This is a genomic window from Clostridium sp., assembly GCF_032552055.1.
GTDB lineage: Bacteria > Bacillota > Clostridia > Clostridiales > Clostridiaceae > Clostridium.
On record NZ_JAWGSV010000009.1, the window covers coordinates 25,251 to 32,232 of the forward strand.

Sequence of the window (6,982 nt, forward strand, 5' to 3'; positions counted from 1 at the left end):
AAAAGGTAGCTATAAGTTCTTTTATTCATTTTAAATAATCAAAAATATCATTTAAGTTATTTTATTTACTTTCTATTTCTCATATTCCTTTATAGCATGTCCATTTATACTTCAAAAAGGATCTTTCTAAGCTCCTCTACAGAAGTACAATAATTAATGCAATTATTCTTCATAAAGCTCATAATTGTAGGTATAGAATGTGCCCATCCTACTCCAACAAAATCCACATCACAACTATCTGCCATATCTTTCCCTGGCTTTAAATCATCTACCATTATCATATCTTTTGAAGATATTTTTAATTCCTTCATTATATTTTGCAAAGGAAATGGAGAAGGCTTTCTCTGTTCAGGTAACGCCTCCCAGCCAAATACCATATCTGGAGTTGGTAATCCATTTGCTTTATAATCCCTTATAATATTATCCTTCATAGAATGAGAAACAACACAAATATATCCTCCTCTATTTTTAAACTCCCATATTAATTCATTAATTCCAGTGAAGGTCTTTGGAATATGAGAATCTACATACTCTAACCAATTCTTTGTTTGAAAATCCATTTCTTCTTTTGTAAATCCTAAAACTTCATTACAATAAACACTAAAACCTGGTTCAAAATTATATAAAAAATGTTCTTCTAATGAAATTTTCACTTCAGGACGTAACTTTTCCAATGCTAAAGAAAAAGCTGGATAGTGAATTGTAGAAGTACTATTCACCACTGTATCATCATGGTCTAAAACTAAACACTTATATTTCATAAAAATTCTCCTCTAATGCATTATCTCTTATGTAAATTATTTTTCTGCTTATATCTATCTCATCTATAAACCCAAATTTCTCTACTACATTTCCAATAATTTACTATAATAATTATAACATAAGGCAATAACACTTTTTAATATCATTAGCCTAATTAAGACAAAACTCTTTATAAGAAAACCTTACTAATATCAAATTTATTTCTATTACTATCCTTTCAAAACTTCTATGACATATAATATCATTGAAATCAGTGTTTCAAATGGAGGCAATCTGTATTTTATGTGAAAAAATAATAATAAAAAAGATACAAAAAGACATCATAATCTAATAATTCTTCTTAACTATTAACAAATGTTAATGTTGTTCTTAGCAATAATATATAAAATAAATTTGGAGTTGATATTAATTGAAAAAAGAAGATAAATATAAATTAATTAAAAATACCTTTAGTAATAATAATTACTATCCTAGCAATGAAATAATTGAAAAAATACTAGAAATAAGTTCTGAAGCTCACTTCCTTAAAAACGATATGATCTTAAATATGTGGGATGATCAAAATGAAGTGTATATAATCTTTTCTGGAATAGCTAGAAGCTACTATTTAGATAAAGAAGGAAATGATATCACCAAATTTTTTATGAAAGAAAATGATTTTTGTATAGGAGAAAGTCTTTTTTCTAATCAAAAAAGTATTCAAGGTTTTGAAGCATTAGAAAATATAACGGCATTAAAATTCAAGGCTAAAGAATTAAAAGAATTAATTTTACAAAATGAAAGCCTAACTCGTTTATATATGGAGTTTTTAGAAAACAATCTGCTTTATAAGATGCAAAGAGAATATGCTTTTCAAATAATGAGTGCAACAGAAAGATATATAGCTTTTCAAAAAGAATATAAGGATATTAAAGAAAGAGTTTCTCAGCATTATATTGCTTCTTATCTAGGTATAACACCTGAATCCTTAAGCCGAATAAGAAGAACTATTAAAGAAGAAAATTAATACGAAGGGAGATTTAGTATGAATTATACTGAACAAAAATCATGGAAAGAAATCCAAAAATTCTTACCACAAAAATTACATTTCAATTCTAATTACAAGCCCGAAGAAGAATGGTGGAATTGGAAAGGAAATAAGGTGCATTTAGATACATTTAGAAATAAAAATGCCAAAGCAAAAGTTATTTTATTTCACGGTGTAGGAACAAATGGTAGGCAAATGTCAACCATTATTGGAGGTCCACTTTCTAAAGATGGTTTTGAGGTAATAGCTATAGATATGCCCCTTTATGGTGTAACTGAAATTAATAAAAATATGACTATTACATATGATGATTGGATTAATTTAGGAAATGACTATATCAATTACGAATTAAGCAAGGACTCAAGACCAATATTCCTTTATGGTTTATCAGCTGGTGGTATGGAAACCTATCATATTGCCTGCAAAAATAAAAAAGTAAAAGGTATAATTGGAATGACATTTTTAGATCAAAGAGATCAAAAGGTTAGAGATGAGACTACTAAAAATATATTTTGGGCCAAATTAGGTGTTCCATTGTCAAAATTATCTTCTAACATAGGTCTTTCAAATTTTAAAATGAAAATGACTATTTGCTCAAAAATGAATGCTTTATGCAATGATAAGAATGCTCTTAAAGTAATGCTAAAAGATAAAACCTCAGCTGGAAGTAGTGTACCATTAAAATTCATTTACACTTATATGACTTATATACCTGATATTGAACCTGAAAGTTTTAGTATTTGTCCAATTTTATTAACACAGCCCAAAGAAGATAAATGGACTCCACTACATCTTAGCACAGAATTTTTAAATAAAATTAAGCAAGTTTCAGTTAAAATTGTAGAATTAGAAAAGGGAAGTCATTATCCTATAGAAGAGCTAGCCTTAGACCAATTACATTTAAACATTTCACAATTTATAGATAAATATGTAGATTAATAAAATCCAGCAATTTATATGTTGCTGGACTTTGCTTTTTAACTTTAAAATTATAGTAAAATACTTATTTAAGAACCTTTTTTCTATCTCAATACTTATAAATCAATTATAACTTAACTCAATTATACTTTAGTATCTTTTCTAATTTTAAGTGATGTCATTAAAATATCCGAACAAGAATACTTGTGCTTTTTCTCAAAATTAAAATTCCTTGCTTACAATCTTGTGCCCTATAACTTTCTTAGAAAGTCCTCCATGTATAAGCTTAACGACATCATAGTCATTATAGTTACAATAATCATATAGTCTAAATTTAATTTCTCTTTTATTTGAAAAGTCAGTAACATATATATCGTAATATATTCTTCTAGAACCTCTGCTTCCTTCTTGCCTTATAACTCCTGTACATATACCTTCAGTTTCAGTATATAATCCAAAAATAGTATCTACAAAATATAATATATCTGAAATAGTAAACATAAAAGCAATAATCATCATAGGTAAATATACTAATCTAAAACCACTTAGAAATGGCACTATAAATATAAGTCCAATCCAGTCAATATGCTTAATTCTTTCAATAAAACTTACTGATACATGAGGTACTAGCATAGGTTTAATTTTCCATAATAAACTACTATCCTCATAAGAAGGTTTATTATAAAATTTTCTCCAATTCTTTTGAGTCTCAGAGAGTCTAACAACTACTTTTCTCTTCCTTTTTAACATATATAAGTTTATATATCCAGCATAAATAATTAATGCCGAAACCATTATACTTCTATTTTTCACAATAAAAACTGTAAATATTACATAGCCAATAAATACTATATTTAATAGCTTCATTCCATACATTTTCTTATTAAGCTCTTTCTTTTCCTCTTCTGAAAGCTTCTTCTCCTTAGTAAAAAAATTCAAGATGCAACACACAAAAATTGTAAATAATGTAAACCTATTAAATTCATTCACAAGCGCTAGAGTTTCATAGGAGCTTCCACTTATAAAATACACAGCATTAGTAGCCATATTTATTACCATTGGAAATATAGCAAAAATTATATAACTTTCAATGCCTCTTTTTTCATACCACATTTTCTTCCCCCATATTATATAAAGTTAAACAAATTTAAAAATTATACAAATGATTATATATTACTTTGATTATTTAGTAAATAATACAAATAAAACCCATCAACCCTATTTTAAATTAACTATAATAATTCTTTAGCTAATAATTTATATGTTCTAAGTTTGGATTCTATTGAATAATTTATTCCAACAATCATAGCCTCATTAATGCCATACTTTTCTTCGTTACTTCTTAATATATCTGCAATTTCCTTTGAAGATCCTACTAACATACGATTACGATTAGCTTGAATTCTCATCTTATCAATTTCACTATAAGAATGACTTAATGCCTCTTCTGGAGATACAAGAAAACTTGAAATACCTTTTTCTATATTTAAAAACATTAAATCTAGACTTGCTGCTTCAAACTCAGCTTCTTCCTTTGTTTCTGCTACTACAACAGAATATCCAACATTTATTTGTGGCTTTTGCATAAATTCTGATGGAATAAAACTTCTTCTATATTCATCAAAAACAGATTCTAATAATCTCCCCCCAATAAAATGAGCATAAGAATATCCAAGTCCAAGCTTACCTGCTTGAACAGCACTATTTCCACTTGAACCTAACATCCAAGCTTCAAGAAGGGGTGAGCCTATAGGTGCTGCAAAAGCCTTTTTATTCGGGTGATTATTACTAATATACATTAGTGTTTCTGATATTTTACTATATAAGTTATGCATTTCAGGATCTTTCCCTTGAGATAATGCAAGCATAGCTCCATAATCTCCACCAGGTGCACGACCAATCCCAATGTCTATTCTATTTGGATTTAATGTACTAAGCATATTAAATACTTCTGCAACCTTATAAGGAGCATAATGCATTAACATCACTCCACCTGTTCCAACACGAATATTTTTTGTTACAGAAGCTATATGTGCTACTAATATTTCTGGAGCTGTACAAGCTAATCCTTCACTAGAATGATGCTCAGAATACCATATTCTATGATAACCTAATTCATCTGTAAGCCTAGCTAGTTCCACTGTATTATTCATAGTATCAATAGCTGTATTTCCCTTTGATATAATTCCCTGATCTAAAACACTTAATTTCATATTTAAACATCTCCTTTATTTCAATAGCTATTCCTATTTATTTTTCTTAATATACAAAACACCCTATAGCTAGATATTCTTATACTGCCTAACTATGGGGTGAATTTTATATTAATAACCGATAGATTCTTTCTAAATCATTACTATTTCATATTTTCTGAACTCTAAATCCCTTGAATTTTAAAAATTTCTAGGTTAACTAAATTACTTCCATTGTGCAATTTGTTCAATTGGAAGACGTACAGATTTATAACCATTGTCAGCTGCTTTACCAATTGAAATAAGCATAACTGGAACATAACGATCTTTATCTATATCAAATACTTCTGCAATCTTATCCTTATCATAACCACCTATTGGACATGTATCATATCCATGTGAACGTGCTACAAGCATTAATTGCATAGCTACAAGACCACCATCAACCAATACTGCCTCTTTATTTACTTGTGGATCTAATGTTGCTGCATGTGCTGTAATACCTCTTATTTGTTTTTCCTTAACTTCTATAGGCATATAGCCAAGCTCTACAGCCTTACTGTAAATCTCTTCACTATAATCAAAATTCTTAAGATCTCCAAATATAGCTATTACTGCTGAAGATGTTTTAACTTGAAGTTGATTAAATCTTGCAAGTGGAGCAAGGTTTGCTTTCCCTTCCTCGCTTTCAATTACAAGAAAACGCCATGGCTGCATATTAAGTGAAGAAGGTGCAAGTGTTGCTTCTTCAAGTATTTCTGCCATCTCTTCTTTGCTTATCTTTACAGATGTATCATAGGTACGAATTGAACGTCGTCCCCTTAAAATTTCATTAAAATCATTAACCTCTTGTGTATTTCTCATATTTAATTTCCCTTCTTTTCATATTATTTATAAGATTTTCTTAATGTCACCTTGAGTTTTGATTAATATGTTCATTAATTACTTAAGTATTTGATTAGGATCCATTCTCTCCAATAATATTTAATAAATTAATGGAGTTTATTAAGCATTATCCTAAGACATATATATGATGCTTTTATTACAAAACCATATTTTCTTTTATCCATTCTTCTAAGGATTGTACTTTAGGCTTAAAATCATTTTTCATTTTTTCATATAAGGATGCTATTGTTTCACCCTTAAGTACAGATTTCCAAGACTTCTCAGCTTCATTCATTAATCCTGTTAGCAAACATCCTCCATCTTCACATTCTAATTCAAGCATATCATTTAACACACCTCTAGAATAATAAAGAGATTGCTGTCCTTCTATAGCAAGATATATATCATATATCCTAATATCTTCTGGTCTTTTACTTAATCTAAATCCGCCCTTAACACCTGGAACAGAAATAATCAAATCTGCATTAACTAACTTTCTTAATAATTTTTGAAAATATGTTGAAGAGGCACCCAATTGCTGACTGATTGCTTCTCCTGGTAATACAGCCTTATCTGGTAACATATTCAAAATAAGTATTGCATACACAGACTGTTCAACCCCAGTTTTCATCTTCATTATAAGCACCACCTTTATACATACCTTTTTTATAATTTTTATTTATTTTAGATAACTAGGATAATTATTATCCACTTTAGTTTATCATAAAGTGCATTTTAAAGTCAACTTTTCTATTTCATCAGCTAGCTTCTCTTAATACCATTTTTTACATTAGTGCGATTACTATAAAAAAAAACCTCAAAAAAAGTAGCTCTAATAATACCTTAACTAAATAAATACTTCTGTAATTAAGTTACATAAAAAATAATAGTTTTAATTTAATATAGTAAATACATAAAATTTTATTTATATAATAAGGAGATTTTTGATGATGGTAAAATATATTATTGCTCCAATTATTGGTGGATCATTAGGTTATTTATATTATAAAAAAATTGGTTGTGCTAGTGGAACATGTCCAATAACTTCGAATCCATATGCTTCTATCATATATGGTTCTATAATGGGTCTATTATTTGCTTCTTAAAACTATATCAATAAGTATATTAATATACTAAAAAAAACAAAAGGGCTGTCTCACAAACAGCCCAAATTAAGAATTAAAAATTAAAAATGAAG

General features: G+C 28.1%; 8 protein-coding genes. 3 read left to right on the plus strand and 5 right to left on the minus strand.

The window, feature by feature from the left end:
• Positions 1-104 precede the first annotated feature (104 nt).
• Positions 105-761 carry an HAD hydrolase-like protein gene (locus tag E6248_RS01525; protein WP_316339088.1) on the minus strand — a complete coding sequence of 219 codons (657 nt, stop codon included), beginning with the start codon at positions 759-761 and terminating at the stop codon, positions 105-107.
• A gap of 410 nt (positions 762-1,171) precedes the next feature.
• Here E6248_RS01525 and E6248_RS01530 point away from each other — a divergent pair, with 410 nt between their 5' ends.
• Positions 1,172-1,768: a Crp/Fnr family transcriptional regulator gene (locus E6248_RS01530; RefSeq protein ID WP_316339089.1), complete on the plus strand. Its 597-nt coding sequence runs from the start codon at positions 1,172-1,174 to the stop codon at positions 1,766-1,768.
• Positions 1,769-1,786: 18 nt separating this feature from the next.
• Positions 1,787-2,728 carry an alpha/beta fold hydrolase gene (locus E6248_RS01535; protein ID WP_316339090.1) on the plus strand — a complete coding sequence of 314 codons (942 nt, stop codon included), beginning with the start codon at positions 1,787-1,789 and terminating at the stop codon, positions 2,726-2,728.
• Between the two features lie 201 nt (positions 2,729-2,929).
• Here E6248_RS01535 and E6248_RS01540 read toward each other — a convergent pair whose 3' ends face one another.
• From E6248_RS01540 to E6248_RS01555, 4 genes are all read right to left on the minus strand, one after another.
• Positions 2,930-3,820 carry a hypothetical protein gene (locus E6248_RS01540; protein ID WP_316339091.1) on the minus strand — a complete coding sequence of 297 codons (891 nt, stop codon included), beginning with the start codon at positions 3,818-3,820 and terminating at the stop codon, positions 2,930-2,932.
• 119 nt (positions 3,821-3,939) lie between these two features.
• A complete protein-coding gene (locus tag E6248_RS01545) occupies positions 3,940-4,920 on the minus strand; it encodes an LLM class flavin-dependent oxidoreductase (protein ID WP_316339092.1) in 981 nt (326 codons plus the stop codon).
• 204 nt (positions 4,921-5,124) lie between these two features.
• On the minus strand, positions 5,125-5,763 hold the full coding sequence (locus tag E6248_RS01550; RefSeq protein WP_316339093.1) for a nitroreductase family protein: 639 nt from the start codon (positions 5,761-5,763) through the stop codon (positions 5,125-5,127).
• Between the two features lie 178 nt (positions 5,764-5,941).
• Complete coding sequence (locus tag E6248_RS01555) at positions 5,942-6,421, minus strand: Rrf2 family transcriptional regulator (RefSeq protein WP_316339094.1); 480 nt, start codon at positions 6,419-6,421, stop codon at positions 5,942-5,944.
• Positions 6,422-6,731: 310 nt separating this feature from the next.
• Here E6248_RS01555 and E6248_RS01560 point away from each other — a divergent pair, with 310 nt between their 5' ends.
• Positions 6,732-6,890, plus strand: a complete 159-nt coding sequence (locus E6248_RS01560) for a DUF6132 family protein (protein ID WP_316339095.1) — start codon at positions 6,732-6,734, stop codon at positions 6,888-6,890.
• Positions 6,891-6,982 lie beyond the last annotated feature (92 nt).

Excerpts from the sequence above, each read along its gene's own strand:
- E6248_RS01540 (WP_316339091.1), bottom strand. The coding sequence starts at position 3,820 with ATGTGGTATGAAAAAAGAGGCATTGAAAGTTATATAATTTTTGCTATA.
- E6248_RS01545 (WP_316339092.1), bottom strand. The coding sequence starts at position 4,920 with ATGAAATTAAGTGTTTTAGATCAGGGAATTATATCAAAGGGAAATACA.
- E6248_RS01550 (WP_316339093.1), bottom strand. The coding sequence starts at position 5,763 with ATGAGAAATACACAAGAGGTTAATGATTTTAATGAAATTTTAAGGGGA.
- E6248_RS01525 (WP_316339088.1), bottom strand. The coding sequence starts at position 761 with ATGAAATATAAGTGTTTAGTTTTAGACCATGATGATACAGTGGTGAAT.
- E6248_RS01560 (WP_316339095.1), top strand. The coding sequence starts at position 6,732 with ATGATGGTAAAATATATTATTGCTCCAATTATTGGTGGATCATTAGGT.
- E6248_RS01535 (WP_316339090.1), top strand. The coding sequence starts at position 1,787 with ATGAATTATACTGAACAAAAATCATGGAAAGAAATCCAAAAATTCTTA.
- E6248_RS01555 (WP_316339094.1), bottom strand. The coding sequence starts at position 6,421 with ATGAAGATGAAAACTGGGGTTGAACAGTCTGTGTATGCAATACTTATT.